The following is an 18545-nucleotide window of genomic DNA, read 5'->3' as shown; positions in this document are numbered from 1 at the left end:
GGTACGTGGCCGTGCCGGTCCGCCGCCGGCGCCGCTGGCCCTGGGTGCTGCTGCTCAGCATCGCCTGCTGCTGCGGCGTGCCGCTCTGGTGGGCCCAGCCGCTCTCCGCCCAGTACCCGGCGAGCGCGAGCCTGCCCGACCAGCTCGACTCGATGCGGCTGCGCCAGGACGAGCGCAGCCGGGCCGCCGCCGCGGACCTGGAGCGGCAGGTACGCCAGGCACACCTGCTCGCCGAGGACACCTTCGCCGGGATCTACACGACGAGCGAGGGCAAGCGGGTCACCCTCTTCGGCGGCACCGGGTTCCGGCTGAGCCCGGAGTCGGACGCGCAGGCCGAGCTGGACCGCCTCACCGACCGGTACGACCTCGCGCCCTCGGTGCCGGTGGAGACCGGCGTCCGGGGCCGGTACGAGCGCTGCGCGGTGGGCCGGGCCGACGGCGACACGGTCGTGGTGTGCACCTCGGTCGACCACGGCAGCCTGGCCACCGGCGTCTTCACCCGGCTGTCCGTGGAGGACAGTGGCCGGCTGCTGGACGAGCTGCGCCAGAAGGTGGTCGTCCCGCGGCAGTCCTGAGCCGTCGTCACCGTTCGCAACGTATCGAACACGTAAAGGTTCCGTCTTCCTGCCGGGTCGGATCGGCCCGAGGGGTGACAATCGGGACATGTCGCGGCGTTGGCTCTTCGCTGACCAGCTGGGGCCGCACTTCCTCGACGAGCGGCAGCAGCCGGTTCTGCTGATCGAGTCCAAGGCGGCCTTCCGGCGCCGGGTCTACCACCGGCAGAAGGCCCACCTGATCCTCTCCGCGCTCCGGCACCGCGCCGCCGAGCTGGGCGACCAGGCGATCTTCCTGCGCGGCGAGACGTACGGGCAGGCGTTGAAGCAGGTCCGCGAGCCGCTGGAGGTCTGCCACCCCACCTCCCGGCGGGCGCTGGCGTTCGTCCGGGAGCTGGACGGGGTCACCGTGCTGCCGGCCCGGGGCTACGTGACCAGCCTGGAGGACTTCGCCGACTGGGCCGACGGCCGGCGGGGCGCGCTGCGGATGGAGGCGTTCTACCGGTTCGCCCGGGAGCACCACGGGGTGCTGCTGGACGGCCGCGATCCGGTCGGCGGCCGGTGGAGCTTCGACACGGAGAACCGCGAGCCGCCGCCGAAGCGGGGCGGACTCGACGTGCCCGCGCCGTCTATGCCGAAGGAGGACGACATCGACGTGGAGGTCCGGGCCGACCTGGACCGCTGGGCGCGGGAGGGCATCCGGTTCGCCGGCCGGGACGGGCCGCGCCGGTTCCCGGCCACCCACCGCGAGGCCACGACCCGGCTGCGGCACTTCCTCCGGCACCGGCTCGCCGCGTTCGGCCGCTACGAGGACGCCATGCTCTCCACCGATCCGTGGCTGGCGCACAGCATGCTGTCGTCCTCGTTCAACCTGGGCCTGCTCGACCCGATGGAGGCGGTCCGGGGCGCCGAGCGGGCGTACCGGAGTCAGGGCGCGCCGTTGCCCGCGGTGGAGGGCTTCATCCGGCAGGTGATGGGCTGGCGGGACTACATCTGGCACACCTACTGGTACTTCGCGCCGGGCTGGCGTGACAGCAACGCGCTGGGCGCCCGCCGCTCCCTGCCGGACTGGTGGCGTGACCTGGACGCGGACGCGGTCGACGCGCGCTGCCTCAACGACGTGCTCACCGGCGTCCGCGACCGGGCCTGGGTGCACCACATCCCGCGGCTCATGGTGCTCGGCAACTACGCCCTCCAGCGCGGCTGGCGCCCGGCGGAGCTGGTCGAGTGGTTCCACACCCGGTTCGTGGACGGCTACGAGTGGGTGATGACCGGCAACGTGGTCGGCATGAGCCAGTACGCCGACCTGGGCCGGATGACCACCAAGCCGTACGTCGCCGGGGGCGCGTACATCAACCGGATGAGCGACTACTGCGGCGGCTGCCGCTACGACCCGCGCAAGCGGCTCGGCGACGACGCCTGCCCGTTCACCGCCGGCCACTGGGCGTTCCTGGCCGCCAACCGCAGCCGGATCCCGGCCAACGCCCGGATGGCGCGGACCATGAAGCAGCTGGCCCGCCTCAGCGACCTGGACGCGGTGGTCGCCCAGGAGCGGCGGCGCGGCAGCGACCCGCCGTGACGCCTCAGACGGTCGGGTCGGCGGTGGGCTCGGCCCGCTTCGGGGCGTAGCGCGGCACGTACTCCTGGCCGGTGAGCTTCTGGATCTCGGCCATCAGCTCGTCGGTCATCTCCCGCAGCGACGTCCGGTCGTCCGACCGGCCGGTGAAGTCCAGCGGCTTGCCGAACCGGATGGTGATCTCCGCCCGGCCCGGCCGGGGCACCCGGGTGCCGATCGGCTGCGCCTTGTCGGTGCCGGTCACGCCCACCGGGATGATCGGCACTCCGGCGGCGACCGCCAGCCGGGCCGCGCCGGTGCGTCCCCGGTAGAGCCGCCCGTCGGGGGACCGGGTCCCCTCCGGGTAGACGGCCACCAGGTCCCCGGCCTGGAGCACCGGGATGGCGGCGTCGAACGCGGACAGCGCCGCCCGGCCGCCGGCCCGCTCGACGGGGATGGCGCCCAGGCCGGTGAGCACGAACTTGGAGAACGCGCCCTTCACGCCGGTGCCCTTGAAGTACTCCGACTTGGCCCAGAAGGCCAGGTGCCGGGGCACCACCGTGCCGAGCAGCAGCTCGTCGGCCACGGAGAGGTGGTTGCCCGCGAAGATCGCGCCACCGGTCGCCGGGATGTGCTCCAACCCCTCCACGTGCGGACGGAAGGCCAACCGGAGCGCGGGCGCCACGGTGAGCTTGCCGATGGTGTAGAGCAGGGGCACGGGTCCTCCGGCGGTCGTACGTGAACAGGCGCTGTCACGGTAGCGGACGGGTCCGCATCCGGCGGATCGGGTGGTCAGCGGTCCGCGGGGTGGTCCGGCGGCGCGGACGCCGCCGGACCCCGTCCCGACCTCATACCCGCCGGACGGCCACCGTCACCCGCTCGCCCTCGCCCACCTCGCCGGCGAAGCCGTCGAGGCCCTCGGCGAAGTCGACCGTGTCGGCCAGCACCTCCCGGGCCACGAACTCGGTGTGCGCGGCGACCGCCGCCCGGACCTCCTCGGAGGCGGAGACGGCGACCACGATCCGGTCCGAGACGTCCAGGTCGGCGTCCCGGCGGGCCTGCTGCACCACCCGGACCACGTCCCGGGCCAGCCCCTCGGCGGCCAGCTCCGGGGTGACCTCGGTGTCCAGCACGACCACGCCCTCGCCGCCGGGCAGCGGCGCGGAGTGCTCGGCGTCGGCCGCGACCAGGCGCAGCTCGTACTCGCCCTCGGCGAGGGTGATGCCGGCGGCGACCGGGGCGCCGTCGACCAGCTCCCACTCCCCCGCCTTGACCGCCTTGATCACCTGCTGGACCGCCTTGCCGACCCGGGGGCCGAGCGCCCGGGGCACCACGGTCAGCACCTGCTGGCAGTAGGCCGACACCTCGTCGGAGAACTCCACCACCTTCACGTTGACCTCGTCGGCGACCAGGTCGGCGAAGGGCCGCAGCTGGGCCGCGACCGGGGAGGCCACGGTCAGCTTCGACAGCGGCAGCCGGACCCGCAGCCCCTTGGCCTTGCGCAGCGACAGCGCCGCCGACGCGACCGCCCGGACGTTGTCCATGGCGGCCACCAGCTCGTGGTCGGCCGGGAACTCCTCCGCCGACGGGAAGTCGGTCAGGTGCACCGACCGTTCGCCGGTGAGCCCGCGCCAGATCTCCTCCGCGGTCAGCGGCGCCAGCGGCGCCACCACCCGGGAGAGCGTCTCCAGCACCGTCCAGAGCGTGTCGAACGCGTCGGCGTCGCCCGCCCAGAACCGGTCCCGCGAGCGGCGCACGTACCAGTTGGTCAGCGCGTCCAGGTAGGACCGGACGGTGGCGCAGGCGCCCGAGATGTCGTACGCGTCGAGCTGCCCCTGGACCGTCGACACCAGCTCGTTCGTCTTCGCCAGCACGTACCGGTCGAGCAGGTGGGTGGAGTCCACCCGCCGCTTGGCGGTGTAGCCGTCGGCGTTGGCGTAGAGCGAGAAGAAGTACCAGACGTTCCAGAGCGGCAGCAGCACCTGCCGCACGGCGTCCCGGATGAGCGTCTCGGTCACCGCCATGTCGCCGCCGCGCAGCACCGGCGAGGACATCAGCATCCAGCGCATCGCGTCCGACCCGTACGCGTCGAAGACGTGGTAGACGTCCGGGTAGTTGCGGAGGCTCTTGGACATCTTGCGCCCGTCGGAGCCGAGCAGGATGCCGTGGCTCAGGCAGTTGCGGAACGCCGGCCGGTCGAACAGCGCGGTGGCCAGCACGTGCATGGTGTAGAACCAGCCGCGGGTCTGTCCGATGTACTCGACGATGAAGTCACCCGGGTAGTGGTGCTCGAACCACTCGCGGTTCTCGAACGGGTAGTGCACCTGGGCGAACGGCATCGAGCCGGACTCGAACCAGCAGTCCAGCACCTCCGGCACCCGGCGCATCATCGACTTCCCGGTCGGGTCGTCCGGGTTGGGGCGGACCAGGTCGTCCACCGCCGGCCGGTGCAGGTCGGTCAGGCGTACGCCGAAGTCCCGCTCCAGCTCGGCCAGCGAGCCGTACACGTCCACCCGCGGGTAGTTCGGGTCGTCGGACTTCCACACCGGGATCGGCGAGCCCCAGAACCGGTTCCGACTGATCGACCAGTCCCGGGCGTTGGCCAGCCACTTCCCGAACGAGCCGTCCTTGATGTGCCCCGGGGTCCAGTTGATCTGCTGGTTCAGCTCGACCATCCGGTCCTTGAACCGGGTGACCGCGACGAACCAGGAGGAGACCGCCTTGTAGACCAGCGGGGTGTCGCAGCGCCAGCAGTGCGGGTAGGAGTGGGTGTAGGTGTCCTGCCGGAGCACCACCCCCCGCTCCTTCAGCTCCCGGATCACCGGCTTGTTCACGTCGAAGACCTGCTCGCCCTGGTACGGCGGGACCAGCCCGGTGAACCGGGTGTGGTCGTCGACCGTGACGACGGTCGGGATGCCGGCCGCGTTGCAGGTGTTCTGGTCGTCCTCGCCGAAGGCCGGGGCCAGGTGGACGATCCCGGTGCCGTCCTCGGTCGTGACGAACTCCGCGCCGAGCACCTGGTAGGCGTTCTCGCCGGCCTGCTCGACCAGGAAGTCGTAGAGCGGGGTGTAGCGGCGCCCGACCAGGTCCCGGCCGTACACGGTGCCGACCTGCTCGTACCCCTCCAGCTCCTTGGCGTACGCGCCGAGCCGTGCCGCACCGACGACATACCGCTGCCCGTCGCGCTCCAGCACCGCGTACTCGATGTCCGGGCCGACGGCGAGCGCCAGGTTCGACGGCAGGGTCCACGGCGTGGTGGTCCAGACGCCGAGCCGCACCGGGCCGCGCACCGGCTCGGGGGCCGACTCGTCCGCGGTCAGCTCGAACCAGACGGTCAGCGTCGGGTCGTGCCGGTCCTTGTAGACGTCGTCCATCCGGGTCTCGGTGTTCGACAGCGGGGTCTCGCACCGCCAGCAGTACGCCAGCACGCGGAAGCCCTCGTAGACCAGACCCTTGTCGTGCAGGGTCCGGAAGGCCCACATGACGCTCTCCATGTAGTCCAGGTCGAGCGTCTTGTAGTCGTTGGCGAAGTCGACCCAGCGGGCCTGCCGGGTGACGTACCGCTCCCAGTCCTGGGTGAACTCCAGCACCGAGGTGCGGCAGGCCTCGTTGAACCGGGCCACGCCGAGGTCGAGGATCTCCGCCTTGGTGGTGATGCCGAGCTGCTTCTCGGCCACCACCTCGGCCGGCAGGCCGTGGCAGTCCCAGCCGAACCGGCGCTCGACGTGCCGGCCGCGCATGGTCTGGTAGCGCGGCACCACGTCCTTGACGTACCCGGTGAAGAGGTGGCCGTAGTGCGGCAGGCCGTTGGCGAAGGGCGGGCCGTCGTAGAAGACGAACTCGTTCTTCCCGTCCTCCCCGGCGGGACGCGCCTCGACGCTGGCCTCGAAGGTCTTGTCGGCCGTCCAGTGCTCCAGGACCCGGCGCTCGACCGCGGGCAGGTCCGGGCTCGCCGGGACGCCGGCGGCGGTCGGGTCGTGCAACGGATAGGCCATCGGGGGTCGCTCTCCTCAGCAGCTCACATGTCCGTGTGGGTCTGCGAGGACGAACCCCTTCCGGTACGCCGTGACCGGCGCCCCGGGCCGGGCCCGCGGTACCACCCCGCTTGGCGGTCGAGGTGCGACCGCCCGCTCGTTGGCCGGCTGTGACGGGCCGGTCCCGTCCGGTTCTACTGGGCCGGTCACCCGGCTGTTCTTCCGGAGGCTCGCCGGTGATGGCCGGGTCGTCGCCTGTGTGCCGTCAAGCGTACTCGACCGGGCGGGTGGCCCGCCGCCGAGTATCGGCCCGGGTCGACCCGGCCCGCGGGGCTAGGCTGCCCGGGTGATCCGGATCGAGTTGGACGAGCCCACGCTGACCCGTACCCGGATCGCCACCAGCCCGCTCTGGGAGGCCAAGTGCAGCCTCTACCTCCTGGAGCGCTACCGGGACGAGGCGCCCTGGCCGTACACCGGCTGGGCCCGGCACGCCTGGCGGGTGCTCGCCGAGCGGCCCGCGACCGCCCCGGCGCTGCTCTACACCCGGACCGGCCCGTGGTACCCGGACTTCCTCGGCCCGGTGCCGCCCAGCGCCAGCCCGACCATCGAGGAGGAGCTGGCCGCGCTGCGGGCCACCCCCGCCGAGGTGATCGCCGAGCAGATCCCCCGCTACCACGACCCGGACGACCTGCCGGACTGGCTGCGCCCGTTCGTCACCGACCGGCAGGCGGCGCTGGACCGGCTCGCCGACGGCATCCAGGCGTACTGGGACGCGGCGCTCGCGCCGTGGTGGCCGGCGATGCGGGCGGCCCTGGACGAGGAGGTGCTGCACCGGGCGCGGGCGCTGGCCGCCGACGGCCCGGACGCGCTCCTCGCCGACCTGCACGAGCGGGTCCGCTGGGAACGGCCGGTGCTCAGCCTGGTCAAGCCCTCGGAGCGGAGCTTCAAGGCGGTCGACCAGCGGCTGCTGCTGATCCCGCTGATCTTCTCCCGGGGCGCGCTCACCCACTCCACCGACCACCCCGAGATCATCGCCGTCTCCTACCAGGCCCGCGGCGCGGTCCTGCTGGCGGACCGGCCGGCCGGCGCCGCCGCGCCGGAGGCCTCGGGGCCCGACCGGCTGGCGGTGCTCGTCGGCCGGGGCCGGGCCCAGGTGCTGCGGGCGCTGACCCGGCCGGCCACCACCGCCGGGCTGGCCGCCACCCTGGGGCTGGCGCCGAGCACCGTCTCCGAGCACCTCGCCGCGCTGCTCGCGGCCGGGGTGGTGCACCGCCGCCGGGTGGGCCGCCGGGTCCTGTACGGCCTGGAACCCGCCGGCCTGGCCCTGGTCACCCTAATCGGCGCGGACCCGGCCACCGCCTCCGCCTGAGGATTCGGCGGCTGCCGAATTCGTTTCGCCGGGCCGCCCGCCGTCCCTAGATTCGCCGCCATGAGCGAGTACGCGATCGAGGCGACCGGGCTGCGCCGCACCTACCGCAGCCGAACGGGATGGTTCCGACCCCGGCGCCGGGAGGTGGAGGCGGTCCGCGGCGTCGACCTGACGGTCGGCAACGGGGAGCTGTTCGGCCTGCTCGGACCGAACGGCGCCGGCAAGACCACGACCATCAAGCTGCTGAACACGCTGCTCATCCCGACCGCCGGCACCGCCCGGGTCGGCGGCCACGACGTGGTCACCGAGACCCGGGAGGTACGCCGGCGGATCGGGTACGTCTTCGGCGGCGACCGGGGCCTCTACGACCGGCTCTCCGCCCTCGACAACCTGCGCTACTTCGCCGAGCTGTACAGGGTGCCGGGGCGGGAGCAGAAGCGCCGCATCGCCGAGCTGCTGGCGCTGGTCCACCTCGACGGCAGGGAGCACGAGCGGGTGGAGGGCTACTCCCGGGGCATGCGGCAACGGCTGCACATCGCCCGGGGCCTGCTGCACCGGCCGAAGGTGCTCTTCCTCGACGAGCCGTCCATCGGGGTGGACCCGGTGGCCGCGCGGGAACTGCGGCAGACCGTCGCCGCCCTGGCCGCCACCGGCACCACCGTGCTGCTGACCACGCACTACATGGCCGAGGCGGACGAGCTGTGCGACCGGATCGCGGTGATCGCCAACGGCGCCATCCAGGCCCTCGGCACGCCGGCCGAGCTGCGGCGGCACGCCGACGGCCGGCAGGTGCTGGAGGTCGAGGCGTACGGGGTGACCGACGCCCAGCTCGCCGCCGTCCACGCCCTGCCCGGGGTGCGCGAGGCGAGTGTGACGGTCACCGGCGCGGCGCAGGTGCTGACCGTGCAGTCCGACGCGGGGGTGGACGTGCAGGCCGACGTGCTGCGCGAGCTGGACGGCGTACGGCTCGGACGGGTCGCCGCCCGCCAGCCCACCCTCGAGGACGCGTACGTGGCGATCGTCAACCGGGTCGACACCCCGGCCCGCCCGGTCGAGGCGGTGGCCGCGTGAGCCTGCTCCGCATGATCGGGGTGGGGGCGCTGCTGCACACCAAGCAGCTCAGCCGCTCCCCGTTCGAGATCGCCACCGCGCTGATCGTGCCGGTGGTGCAGGCGACCCTGGCGGTGTACCTCTTCCGGGCCGGCGGCGAGCCCGGCCGGCTGCTGGAGGCCGCGGTCGGCGCCGGGCTGATGGGCGTCTGGTCGTCGGTGCTCTTCGGCTCCGGCGGCGCCATCCAGAACCAGCGCTGGCAGGGCACCCTGGAGATGCTCATGCTGGCGCCGCGCCCGCCCGCGCTGGTGATCTTCCCGATCACCCTGTCCACCGCGGTCACCGGCACCTACGCCATGCTCGCCACCCTGCTCTGGGGCCGGCTGCTCTACGGCGTGCCGCTGACCTTCGCGCACCCGCTGCGCTTCCTGGTCGCGGCTCCCGGCTGCGTGCTCGCCCTGGGCATGTTCGGCCTGCTGCTCGCCAGCACGTTCGTGCTGATGCGCAACGCCAACGCGCTGGCCAACACGCTGGAGTACCCGATCTGGCTGGTCTCCGGGATGCTGGTGCCGCTCACCGTGCTGCCCGGCTGGACCGGCCCGATCGCCGCCGCGCTGCCCACCACGTGGGGCGCCCGGGCGGTGCACGAGGCGGCCAGCGGCGGCCCGGTCTGGCCGTCCCTGGGCATCTGCCTGGCGATCAGCCTCGGCTGCCTGGCCGCCGGCGCCCTGATGATGACCCACGTCGAGCGACGGGCCCGCGCCGCGGCGACCCTCGCGCTGGCCTGAGGAGAACAACGATGGCACTCTTCCGGCTCATCGGCACCGGCGGCGTGATCGCCTACCGGGCCCTGTTCAACTGGACCACCCCGGCGATGTTCGTCGGCTCGCTGCTGGTGGGTCCGATCTTCCAGCTGCTCTTCTTCGCGTACCTGGGGCGGCAGCTCGGGGTCGCCGACGACCGCTTCTACGTCGTCGGCAACGCGGTCCTCGCCGCCTCGCTCTCCTGCGTCTTCGGCGGCACCATGGCCGTCGCCAACGAGCGGCGCTTCGGCACCCTCGGGCACGTGCTGCTCTCCCCGCGCAGCCGCACCGCCGTCTTCCTCGGCCGGGTCCTCCCGTACGCCGGGAACGGCCTGCTCATCGCGGCGAGCACGCTGACCGTCGGCGCGCTCCTGCTCGGGCTGCGGGTGCCGCCGGGGGCCCTGCCGGCGCTGCTGCTGACCCTGGCGGTGGCCGCGCTGGCGTGCGGGTTCTTCGGCCTCACCCTGGGCGCGCTGGGGCTGCGGTTCCGGGACGTCTGGGTGGTCTCCAACGTCTCGGTGGCGCTGCTGCTCCTGCTCACCGGCGTGAACGTGCCCGCGGCCGGGCTGCCCGGCTGGATGCGCGCGGTGGGCGAGTGCCTGCCGATCACCCACGCCGCCCGGGCCGCCCGCCAACTGGCGACCGGCGAGGGCCTCGCGGCGGCCGCACCGGCACTCGCCGCCGAGGCGGCGGTCGGCCTCGGCTACGCGATCCTCGCCGCCGCCCTCCTCAGGCTCTTCGAAGCCGAGTCCCGCCGCCGAGCCTCCCTGGACACCCTCTGACCCACCACCGCTCCCCATGACCACCGTCACACCCCCGCACCGTCACACCGCACCGGCCCCGATCCGTCGTGTGGGCGTACCGACGACAGAAGGAGGCGGCGATGAGCCGGATGAACATGGCGGCGGTGGTGCCGGAGGCGTACCAGGCGGTGTTCGGCCTGGAGAAGTACGTCCAGAAGAACGTGGACCACACCGTGCTGGAGCTGGTCAAGCTGCGGGCGTCGATGTTGAACGGCTGCTCGTTCTGCGTGGACATGCACAGCCGGGACGCGCTGGGGGCGGGCGAGTCCAGCCGGCGGCTGTTCGCCGTCGCGGCGTGGCGGGAGGCGCCCTTCTTCGACGAGCGGGAGCGGGCCGCGCTGGCGCTGACCGACGCGGTGACCCGCCTCGGCGAGCACGGCGTGCCGGACGACGTGTGGGACGAGGCCGCGAAGGTCTGGTCGGAGAAGGAACTGGCCGACCTGCTGGTCGCGATCGCCACAATCAACGTGTGGAACCGGATCTCGGTGAGCACCCGTACCCAGCCGCCGGTCGAGGTGTGACCTCTCCCTCGGCGGCGACGCAGGCGGCCGGTGCGCTCACCGCGCACCGGCCGATGCTGCTCGGGCTGGCGTACCGCCTGCTGGGCAGCCTGCACGACGCCGAGGACGTGCTCCAGGAGGCGTACCTGCGCTGGCTGGCCGCCGACCGGGACAGCGTGGCCGAGCCGCGCCGCTACCTGTCCCGGGTGGTCACCCGGCTGGCCGTGGACCGGCTGCGGGCCCGGCAGGCCGCCCGGGAGACGTACGTCGGGCCCTGGCTGCCCGAGCCGGTGCCGACCGACCCGTCCCCGTTCGGCCCGCTGGAGACGGTCGAGCAGCGGGAGACGCTCTCCACGGCGCTGCTGCACCTGCTGGAACGGCTCACCCCGCCGGAGCGCGCGGTGTACGTGCTGCACACCGCCTTCGCCCTGCCGTACGCCGAGATCGGCGACCTGCTGGACCGGTCCGCGGCGGACTGCCGGCAGCTGCACCACCGCGCGGTCGCCCGGATCGCCGAGGGCCGGCGGCGGTTCACCGCCGGGGCGGCGGAGCAGCGGCGCCTCCTCGACGCCTTCCTGGCCGCGGCGCGCGACGGCGACCTGGCCCGGCTGACCGGCCTGGTCGCCGCCGACGCCACCGCCTGGAACGACGGTGGCGGCCGGGTCGCCGCGGCCCGCAACCCGGTGTACGGCGCGGACCGCATCGCCCGCTTCTTCACCGGCCTGTACCACCGCCGCCACCCGGGCGTCCGGGGCGCCCCGATCGAGCTCAACGGCACGCCGGCGCTGCTGCTGCACCTGCCGTCCGGCGCCCGCTACGCGCTCTCGGTGGCCGCCGCCGACGGCCGGATCACCGGCTTCTACCTGATCGGCAACCCGGACAAGCTGACCCGCCTGCCCGGCTGAGCACGCGCCACGGCCCCGGCCCGCACGCGCGGGACCGGGGCCGTCGGAGCCGGGTCAGACCAGCTCGGGGAACCAGAGGGCGATCTCGCGCTTGGCGCTGTCCACCGAGTCGGACGCGTGCACCAGGTTCTCCCGGTTGGAGAGGGAGAATTCGCCGCGGATCGTGCCGGCCGCGGCCTTGCGGCCGTCGGTGCTGCCGATCATCCCGCGGACCACCTCGATCACCTGGTCGCCGGAGAGCACCAGGGCGACCAGCGGGCCGCCGGTCATGAACGCCTTCAGCGGCGGGTAGAACGGCTTGTCCACGTGCTCGGCGTAGTGCTGGTCGGCGAAGTCGCCGTCCATGGTGCGGGTCACCAGCGCGTCGATCCGCAGGCCCTTGCGCTCGAAACGGGCGAGGATCTCCCCCACCAGCCCGCGGCGGACCGCGTCGGGCTTGATCAGTACGAGCGTCCGCTCGTCCGGGCTGCTGCTGGACACGCTGGTTTCCTCCTGTGCGCGGAACCGGGTCGGGCTGGGTACGGTCAGCGTAGCGACCCGGTCCCGGCGCCGGCGCGGCGGCTGCTGCTTCCCTGGCTCGCCGCGGCGGCCTAGCCTGGCCCTGGAACCCCTGGGAGGTCCACTGTGGCGAATGGCGGGAACCGACCCATCGCGCCGGTACGCAAGCTGATCGGCGCGGTGCTGGGCACCGTGGCCACGTTCGTGATCCTGTTCGGGCTGGGCATGACGAGCTGGGCGATCGTGGCGCTCGGGGTCGCCCTGTTGGTGCTGGCCATCGCCCTGGCCACGGTCCGCGGCGGCGGCCGCACCTGGGTGGTCGGGCTGGGTCACGTGCACAGCGCCTCCGAGCCGCCCACCCAGTACGCCTTCGGCCGCTGCGAGCTGCAACTGGTGATCGACGCGCCCGGCCTGCCGCCCCGGTCCAAGAAGATCATCGAGCCGCGGGTCCCGGTCGCCAAGTGGCCGTCGCTGGGCCAGGCGCTCCCGGTCCGGGTCGCCCTGGACGACCAGCGGCACGTCCGCGTCCTCTGGGACGAGGTGCCCACCCACGCCGAGACGGCCGCCGCGGTGGCCGACCTCCCGCCGGAGTTCGCCGACCCGAGCCCGGTCGACGAGGTGCTGATCGGGCAGGAGGCGCCGCCGTGGGCCGACCGCGTCCCGGAGGACGACTTCCGCGACGACTTCCCGCCCGCGCCGGACCCGCTCCTCGACGACCTCACCGTGCTGCCGGAGGAGCGCGAGCCGGTGGTGCTGCACCAGCGCCCCGGCGGCGGGGTCGTGCTGGAGGGGCAGCTGGTCGAGCCGGCCACGGGCGGCCCGCTCCCCCGCCGGGCCCCGGCGCCCCGCCCGCCCGCCGAGGAGCGGTTCGAGACCGTCGCGGTGGATCCGATCGACGTGCCGCTGGACGAGCCGTCCGGCGAGGCGCGGCCCACCGCGGAGGAGCTGGACGAGGCCATCTTCGGCCCGGCCGGCGACGAGGAGCCGGCCGAGGTCGCCAGCCCGATCAGCGGGGTGGGCATCACCCTGCTCGTCACCGACCTGGACCGGTCCCTGGGCTTCTACCGGGACCTCGGCTTCACGGAGCTGGACCGGGGCGAGGGCAACGCCGTCCTCGCCTCCGGGCCGACCCGCCTCGTGCTGCGCCGGGTGACCGGTGCCGCCCCGATCAGCCGCCGACTGGTCCACGTCAACCTGGAGGTCGATGACATCCAGGCGGCCTACGAGCGGCTGCGCGGGAGCGGCGTCCGGTTCACGTACGCCCCGCGGGTGGTCAACCGGGGCACCAAGCTGGAGGTGTGGGCGGCCGCCTTCCGCGACCCGGACGGGCACGGCGTCGCGCTCACCCAGTGGCGCACCCTGGCCGACGCCTGAGCGCTCAGCCGAGGATGACCCGCCGCACGTGCAGCGCGTACGCCCACACCAGGGCGAAGATGACGCCGAGCACGAACAGCGACCAGTGCAGCAGCCCGGCGAGCAGCAGCAGGCCCTGGACGACCGTGCCGGCGGGCCAGGCCCACGACCGCTTCATCTGACCGGCCAGCAGCACGCAGGCGACCGCCAGCGCGACGATCGCGGCGACGGCCGCGCCGCTCAGGTCGCCACCGACCACCCGGATCGGCTGGATGGCCAGCAGCAGCACCAGTGCCTCCAGGGCGAGCGTGCCGGCGCCGAGGCCGCGCACCGCCTTGTCGGGGTTGCGCAGCCCGGAGCGCCGCGGTCCCGGCTGCTCCGCCTCGTTCGGCGGGCGCTCGTCCACCGGGCCGGTCATCGCTTGAGCAGCCGGCGGGCGTCGGCCACGGTCACCACCGATCCGGTGATCAGCACGCCCACCCCGGCCAGCTCGCCCGGCACGTCGGACTCGGCCTCGGCGACGGCCGCCTCGATGGCGTCCGGCATCTCCTCGGCCACCTGCACCCGGTCCGGCCCGAAGACCTCCCGGGCCAGCCCGGCCAGCTCGTCGACGGGCATCGCCCGGGGCGAGCTGTTCGCGGTGACCACGAGCGAGTCGAGCACCGGCTCCAGCAGCTCCAGCAGGCTGGCCGCGTCCTTGTCGCCGAGCACGGCGAGCACACCGACCAGCTTGCTGAACGCGAACTCCTCCTGGAGCGCGGTGACGGTGGCGGCCATCCCGTGCGGGTTGTGCGCGCCGTCGAGCAGGATCGTCGGGGCGGTGCGCACCTTCTCCAGCCGCCCCGGCGAGCTGGCCGCGGCGAAGCCCTCCCGGACCGCCTCGATGTCGAGCTGCCGCCGCGCGCCCGCACCGAGGAACGCCTCCACCGCGGCCAGCGCCACGGCGGCGTTCTGGGCCTGGTGGGCGCCGTGCAGCGGGATGAAGATCTCCTCGTACACCCCGCCGAGGCCCTGGATGGTGAGCACCTGGCCGCCGACGGCGACCGCCCGGCGAAGCACGCCGAACTCGGCCCCCTCCCGCGCGACGGTCGCGCCCACCTCGGCGCACCGCTCCAGGATCGGCCGGGCGGCCTCCTCCTCCTGGGCCGCCGCGATCACGGTGGCGCCGGAGTGGATGATGCCCGCCTTGTGCAGCGCGATGTCCTCGATGGTGTCGCCGAGCCACTCGGTGTGGTCCAGCCCGATCGGGGTGATCACCGCGACCCCGGCCTGGATCACGTTGGTGGCGTCCTCGGCGCCGCCCAGCCCCACCTCCACCACGGCGACGTCCACGGGAGCGTCGGCGAAGGTGGCGAAGGCCAGCGCGGTGGTCAGGTCGAAGTAGGTCAGCGGCTCGTCGAACCGCTGGTCGACCAGCTCCGCGAGCGGCGCCACCTCGCGGTACGTGGCCACGAAGCGGTCCTCGCTGACCGGCTCGCCGTCCAGGCTGATCCGCTCCCGGACGGTCTCCAGGTGCGGGCTGGTGTAGCGGCCGGTGTGCAGCCCGAACGCCCGCAGCAGCGAGTCGATCATGCGGGCCGTCGAGGTCTTGCCGTTGGTGCCGGTCAGGTGGATCGACGGGTACGCCCGCTGCGGGCTGCCGAGCAGGTCGAGCAGGCTCTCGATCTTCTCCAGCTCGAAGTGCATGCGGGTGAAGCCGCGCGCGTTGAGCGCGGCCTCCACCTCGGCGAATTCGGTGCGGTCGGTCACGAGGGAAGCGCCTCCAGGGCGGCGTCGATCCGGACCAGGTCCGCCTCGGCCACCGCCAGCCGCTCGCGGATCTTGGCGACCACCGGCTCGGGCGCCTTGCCGACGAACGCCGGGTTGCCCAGCTTCGCCTGCGCCTGCGCGGCCTCCTTCTCGGCGGCGGCCCGGTCCTTGGTCAGTCGGGCGCGCTCGGCGGCCACGTCGATCGAGCCGCGGGTGTCCAGGGCGACGCTGACCTCGCCCGGCATGGCCAGGGTGGCGCTGGCCTGGAAGTCGTCGCCGGGCGCGTCGAGCCGGACCAGCGAGCGGACCAGCGGCTCGTGCGCGGCGATGCCCGCGCCGGCCAGGCCGTCGAGCCGGGCCGCCACCCGCTGCGTCGGGCGCAGCCCCTGGTCCGAACGGAACCGCCGGATCTCGGTCACCACCCGCTGGAGGGTGCCGACCTCGACCTCCGCGGCGTCGTCCACGAGGGTACGGTCGGCCGCCGGCCAGTCGGCGGTCATCACCGTCCCGCCGCCGGTCAGCGCGGTCCACAGCTCGTCGGTGACGAACGGGATCACCGGGTGCAGCAGCCGCAGCAGCTGGTCCAGCACGTGCCCGAGCACCCGGCGGGTGGCGTCGGCGGCCGGCCCGCCCTCGGCGAGCACCGGCTTGCTCAGCTCCACGTACCAGTCGCAGACGTCGTCCCAGGCGAAGTGGTAGAGCAGGTCGCAGACCTTGGCGAACTCGTACGCCTCGAACTGCTCGTCCACCTCGGCGGTGACGTGCGCCAGCCGGGACAGGATCCACCGGTCGACGGTCGACAGCTCGCTCGCGGCCGGCAGCGGCCCGTCGGTGTGCGCGCCGTTCAGCAGCGCGAACCGGGTGGCGTTCCAGAGCTTGTTGCAGAAGTTCCGGGAGCCCTGGCACCACTCCTCGCTGACCGGCACGTCCTGACCCGGGTTGGCGCCCCGGGCCAGCGTGAACCGGGTGGCGTCGGCGCCGAACCGGTCGATCCAGTCCAGCGGGTCCACCACGTTGCCGAACGACTTCGACATCTTCTTGCCGTGCTCGTCGCGGACCATGCCGTGCAGGGCGACCACGTCGAACGGCTGCACGCCGTCCATGGCGTAGAGGCCGAACATCATCATCCGGGCGACCCAGAAGAAGAGGATGTCGTAGCCGGTGACCAGCACGCTGGTCGGGTAGAACTTCGCCAGGTCGGGGGTGCGCTCCGGCCAGCCGAGGGTGGAGAACGGCCAGAGGCCGCTGGAGAACCAGGTGTCCAGGACGTCCTCGTCCTGCCGCCAGCCCTCGCCGGTCGGCGGCTCCTCGTCCGGTCCGACGCAGACGATCTCGCCGCTCGGGCCGTACCAGACCGGGATGCGGTGGCCCCACCAGAGCTGCCGGGAGATGCACCAGTCGTGCATGTTGTCGACCCAGGCGAAGTAGCGCTTGGCCAGCTCGGCCGGCTCGATCTTCACCCGGCCGTCGCGCACCGCGTCACCGGCCGCCTTGGCCAGCGGGGCGGTGTTGACGAACCACTGCAGCGACAGCCGCGGCTCGACGGTGGTCTTGCACCGGGAGCAGTGCCCCACGGCGTGCACGTACGGCCGCTTCTCGGCGACGATCAGGCCCTGCTCGCGCAGCGCCGCCACGATCGCCGGGCGCGCCTCGTACCGGTCGAGGCCCTGGAACGGGCCCGGCGCCGTGATGATGCCGCGCTCGTCCATGATCGTCAGCTGCGGCAGGTCGTGCCGCTGGCCGATCTCGAAGTCGTTCGGGTCGTGCGCCGGGGTCACCTTCACCATGCCGGTGCCGAAGCTCGGGTCGACGTGCTCGTCGCCCACGATCGGGATCCGCCGGTCGGTGAGCGGCAGGGACACCTCGGTGCCGATGAGGTGCCGGTAGCGCTCGTCGTCCGGGTGCACCGCGACAGCGGTGTCGCCGAGCATGGTCTCGGCCCGGGTGGTGGCCACCACGACCTCGTCGCTGTAGCGGATCGAGATCAGCTCACCCTCGTCGTCGGTGTGCTCGACCTCGATGTCGGAGAGCGCGGTGAGGCAGCGCGGGCACCAGTTGATGATCCGGTTGGCCCGGTAGATGAGCCCGTCGTCGAAGAGCTTCTTGAACATGGTCTGGACCGCCCGGGACAGGCCCTCGTCCATGGTGAAGCGCTCGCGGTCCCAGTCGACCGCGTCACCGAGGCGGCGCATCTGGCCGAGGATGGCGCCGCCGGACTCCGCCTTCCACTGCCAGACCCGCTCGACGAACTTCTCCCGGCCCAGGTCGTGCCGGGACAGCCCCTCACCGGCGAGCTGCCGCTCGACCAGGTTCTGGGTGGCGATGCCGGCGTGGTCCATGCCGGGCAGCCAGAGCGCCTCGTAGCCCTGCATCCGCTTACGCCGGTTGAGCGCGTCCATGAGGGTGTGCTCGAAGGCGTGGCCCATGTGCAACGAGCCGGTGACGTTCGGCGGCGGGATGACGATGGTGAAGGGCGGCTTGTCGCTGTCCGCCGACGCCCGGAAGTGGCCGGCGGCTACCCACTGCTCGTACCGTCGCTGCTCTACCTCGCCGGGCTGGTACTGGCCGGCAAGGGTCGGGGCGTCGGGGCGTCGGGCATCCAGTCTCTCGGTCACCCTGAAAGTCTACGGAGCGCTTTCGGGGACCCGACGTGCGCCACCTGTTAGTTCGCGTACGGTGGCGAACATGTCCGACGCGCACCTCACCGAGCGGCCGGTCGACGGCGATCCCGAGCCGGTCGACCTGACCGATGAGCCGATCCGGCTGAGCCGCCGCGACCCGGCGCTGGAGCCCGAGCGACGCCCCGCCTCGCGGCGGCGGAAGATCGCGCTGGCGGCCGCGCTGGTGGTCGGCCTGGCGGGGGCCGGGGCGCTCGGCCTGGGCGGCTGGCGGGTGCTGGCCCAGAAGGACACCGAGCTGAGCACGCCGGCCACGGTGGCCGGGCTCACCCGGGACGACAGCGAACGGGCCCGCAGCACCGCGGATTACCTGCGCGACGGCTTCGCCGCCGACATCGAGTTGGACCGCGGCTTCGGCACCGTCTACACCGACCCGGCGGACGCCAAGCGGTCGGTGCTCCTCTTCGGTGGCACCACCCTGCTGTGGCAGCCGGAGCGGGACCTGGACAGCCTCTTCGGGCTGATGGCCGACGAGACCGGCAAGGTCACCGGGCTGCGCGAGGTCGACGCCGGCGCCCTGGGCGGCGTCATGAAGTGCGGTACGACGAGCGGTGACGGCGGGGACTTCGCGGTCTGCGGCTGGGCCGACCACGGCAGCGTGGTGATGGCGATGTTCCCGGGCCGAACGGTGGACGAGTCCGCGGCGCTGTTCCGCCAGCTGCGCGAGGCCATCCAGCACCGCTGAACCCGCCGGCGCCCCTCGGGGCACCGGCGACATTGCCTGGAAAACGCAGTCAGGGCCACCCCGAAGGGC

Annotated in this window: 15 protein-coding genes and 1 pseudogene; 10 read left to right on the top strand and 6 right to left on the bottom strand. The window is 73.4% G+C overall.

Going from position 1 to position 18545, the window contains the following annotated elements; translation table 11 throughout:
* Both ACW0Q9_RS18490 and ACW0Q9_RS18485 read left to right on the top strand, forming a co-directional pair.
* Positions 1-575: pseudogene (locus ACW0Q9_RS18490) on the top strand (hypothetical protein); the annotation flags it as partial.
* Between the two features lie 88 nt (positions 576-663).
* Positions 664-2133, top strand: a complete 1470-nt coding sequence (locus ACW0Q9_RS18485; protein WP_456182918.1) for a cryptochrome/photolyase family protein — start codon at positions 664-666, stop codon at positions 2131-2133.
* Positions 2134-2137: 4 nt separating this feature from the next.
* Here the strand turns inward: ACW0Q9_RS18485 and ACW0Q9_RS18480 are convergent, their stop codons facing one another.
* Positions 2138-2827 carry a lysophospholipid acyltransferase family protein gene (locus ACW0Q9_RS18480; protein ID WP_456182916.1) on the bottom strand — a complete coding sequence of 230 codons (690 nt, stop codon included), beginning with the start codon at positions 2825-2827 and terminating at the stop codon, positions 2138-2140.
* A gap of 130 nt (positions 2828-2957) precedes the next feature.
* On the bottom strand, positions 2958-6104 hold the full coding sequence (gene ileS / locus ACW0Q9_RS18475) for an isoleucine--tRNA ligase (RefSeq protein ID WP_456182914.1): 3147 nt from the start codon (positions 6102-6104) through the stop codon (positions 2958-2960).
* Between the two features lie 325 nt (positions 6105-6429).
* Between ileS and ACW0Q9_RS18470 the strand changes: the two genes are divergently transcribed.
* The 6 genes from ACW0Q9_RS18470 (at position 6430) to sigJ (ending at position 11513) form a co-directional block, all read left to right on the top strand.
* The gene (locus ACW0Q9_RS18470; RefSeq protein WP_456182912.1) at positions 6430-7452 is read left to right on the top strand and encodes an ArsR family transcriptional regulator; all 1023 of its coding nucleotides are present in this window, start codon (positions 6430-6432) and stop codon (positions 7450-7452) included.
* A 60-nt stretch (positions 7453-7512) separates the two neighbouring features.
* Positions 7513-8523, top strand: a complete 1011-nt coding sequence (locus ACW0Q9_RS18465) for an ABC transporter ATP-binding protein (protein WP_456182910.1) — start codon at positions 7513-7515, stop codon at positions 8521-8523.
* Positions 8520-9290: an ABC transporter permease gene (locus ACW0Q9_RS18460; protein WP_456182908.1), complete on the top strand. Its 771-nt coding sequence runs from the start codon at positions 8520-8522 to the stop codon at positions 9288-9290. The genes ACW0Q9_RS18465 and ACW0Q9_RS18460 overlap by 4 nt, the downstream gene beginning before the upstream one ends.
* Before the next feature lie 11 nt (positions 9291-9301).
* The gene (locus tag ACW0Q9_RS18455) at positions 9302-10087 is read left to right on the top strand and encodes an ABC transporter permease (protein WP_456182906.1); all 786 of its coding nucleotides are present in this window, start codon (positions 9302-9304) and stop codon (positions 10085-10087) included.
* A 101-nt stretch (positions 10088-10188) separates the two neighbouring features.
* Entirely contained in the window at positions 10189-10629 is a 441-nt protein-coding gene (locus tag ACW0Q9_RS18450; protein ID WP_456182904.1) for a carboxymuconolactone decarboxylase family protein, read from the top strand.
* Positions 10626-11513 (top strand): RNA polymerase sigma factor SigJ, encoded by an 888-nt coding sequence (gene sigJ, locus ACW0Q9_RS18445; RefSeq protein ID WP_456182902.1) that lies wholly within the window; start codon positions 10626-10628, stop codon positions 11511-11513. The genes ACW0Q9_RS18450 and sigJ overlap by 4 nt, the downstream gene beginning before the upstream one ends.
* A 54-nt stretch (positions 11514-11567) precedes the next feature.
* Here sigJ and ndk read toward each other — a convergent pair whose 3' ends face one another.
* Positions 11568-11993 carry a nucleoside-diphosphate kinase gene (gene ndk / locus ACW0Q9_RS18440; RefSeq protein ID WP_456182900.1) on the bottom strand — a complete coding sequence of 142 codons (426 nt, stop codon included), beginning with the start codon at positions 11991-11993 and terminating at the stop codon, positions 11568-11570.
* A 144-nt stretch (positions 11994-12137) separates the two neighbouring features.
* On the opposite strand from ndk, the gene ACW0Q9_RS18435 reads away from it, so the two are divergent.
* Complete coding sequence (locus ACW0Q9_RS18435; RefSeq protein WP_456182898.1) at positions 12138-13385, top strand: VOC family protein; 1248 nt, start codon at positions 12138-12140, stop codon at positions 13383-13385.
* A 4-nt stretch (positions 13386-13389) separates the two neighbouring features.
* Here the strand turns inward: ACW0Q9_RS18435 and ACW0Q9_RS18430 are convergent, their stop codons facing one another.
* Genes ACW0Q9_RS18430 through ACW0Q9_RS18420 form a run of 3 tightly spaced genes read right to left on the bottom strand, consistent with a single transcriptional unit; the run spans position 13390 to position 17728 of the window.
* Positions 13390-13782: a DUF4233 domain-containing protein gene (locus tag ACW0Q9_RS18430; protein ID WP_456182896.1), complete on the bottom strand. Its 393-nt coding sequence runs from the start codon at positions 13780-13782 to the stop codon at positions 13390-13392.
* Positions 13779-15113 carry a bifunctional folylpolyglutamate synthase/dihydrofolate synthase gene (locus ACW0Q9_RS18425; protein ID WP_456182894.1) on the bottom strand — a complete coding sequence of 445 codons (1335 nt, stop codon included), beginning with the start codon at positions 15111-15113 and terminating at the stop codon, positions 13779-13781. Before ACW0Q9_RS18425 ends, ACW0Q9_RS18430 begins: the two co-directional genes overlap by 4 nt.
* On the bottom strand, positions 15110-17728 hold the full coding sequence (locus ACW0Q9_RS18420; RefSeq protein ID WP_456182892.1) for a valine--tRNA ligase: 2619 nt from the start codon (positions 17726-17728) through the stop codon (positions 15110-15112). Before ACW0Q9_RS18420 ends, ACW0Q9_RS18425 begins: the two co-directional genes overlap by 4 nt.
* Before the next feature lie 70 nt (positions 17729-17798).
* On the opposite strand from ACW0Q9_RS18420, the gene ACW0Q9_RS18415 reads away from it, so the two are divergent.
* A complete protein-coding gene (locus tag ACW0Q9_RS18415; protein ID WP_456182890.1) occupies positions 17799-18476 on the top strand; it encodes a hypothetical protein in 678 nt (225 codons plus the stop codon).
* Positions 18477-18545 lie beyond the last annotated feature (69 nt).

Source organism: Micromonospora sp. I033, from assembly GCF_053890995.1.
The sequence above is the reverse complement of the archived record's forward strand: the minus strand, read 5'-3'. Positions and strand labels throughout refer to the sequence as shown.

Bases quoted from the DNA above. Each gene is read 5' to 3' on its own strand.
- ACW0Q9_RS18485 (WP_456182918.1), top strand. From the start codon at position 664: ATGTCGCGGCGTTGGCTCTTCGCTGACCAGCTGGGGCCGCACTTCCTC.
- ileS (WP_456182914.1), bottom strand. From the start codon at position 6,104: ATGGCCTATCCGTTGCACGACCCGACCGCCGCCGGCGTCCCGGCGAGC.
- ACW0Q9_RS18465 (WP_456182910.1), top strand. From the start codon at position 7,513: ATGAGCGAGTACGCGATCGAGGCGACCGGGCTGCGCCGCACCTACCGC.
- ACW0Q9_RS18455 (WP_456182906.1), top strand. From the start codon at position 9,302: ATGGCACTCTTCCGGCTCATCGGCACCGGCGGCGTGATCGCCTACCGG.
- ACW0Q9_RS18450 (WP_456182904.1), top strand. From the start codon at position 10,189: ATGAGCCGGATGAACATGGCGGCGGTGGTGCCGGAGGCGTACCAGGCG.
- ACW0Q9_RS18430 (WP_456182896.1), bottom strand. From the start codon at position 13,782: ATGACCGGCCCGGTGGACGAGCGCCCGCCGAACGAGGCGGAGCAGCCG.
- ACW0Q9_RS18415 (WP_456182890.1), top strand. From the start codon at position 17,799: ATGTCCGACGCGCACCTCACCGAGCGGCCGGTCGACGGCGATCCCGAG.